This window comes from Mycobacterium simiae, from assembly GCF_008370645.1.
Taxonomy (GTDB): domain Bacteria; phylum Actinomycetota; class Actinomycetes; order Mycobacteriales; family Mycobacteriaceae; genus Mycobacterium; species Mycobacterium simiae_A.
The window spans coordinates 1-451 of the sequence record NZ_VTZN01000535.1; the positions used below are offsets into that span (position 1 = coordinate 1).

At 80.5% G+C, this 451-nt stretch carries 1 protein-coding gene; it reads left to right on the forward strand.

From position 1 onward, the window contains the following. A partial coding sequence (locus F0Q45_RS26780; RefSeq protein WP_188113206.1) for a hypothetical protein occupies positions 1-451 on the forward strand: 451 nt, incomplete at both ends.

A 451-nucleotide genomic window follows, 5' to 3' on the forward strand; every position in this document is an offset into this window, starting at 1 on the left:
CGGCTGGCTGCTAGGAGTCGGCGGCCCCGGCGGAACCGGCGGAGCTGGCGGTGGTACCGGCGGCTCCGGAGGCAACGGCGGCCTGGTGTGGGGCGGCGGCGGTGCTGGCGGGATCGGCGGCAGCGGCGGGGGCACCGGTGGCGCTGGTGGCCGCGGTGAGCTGCTGTTCGGTGCCGGCGGCGACGGCGGAGCCGGAGCCGCTGGTGCTGACGCTGGTCCCGCCGGTAGCGGCGGGGCTGGTGGACACGGCGGGGCCGGCGGCAACGGCGGCTGGATCACCCGCGGTGGCGCTGGCGGCGCCGGCGGCGCGGGCGGCGACGGCGGGGCCGGCAACCCCGGTGCCCCGGTAGGTGGCACCGGGGGCTCCGGCGGAGCAGGCGGCAGCGGCGGGGCCGGGGGTCGAGGCGCTCTTTTCTTCGCCCCAGCCGGCAATGGCGGCCTCGGAGGTCAC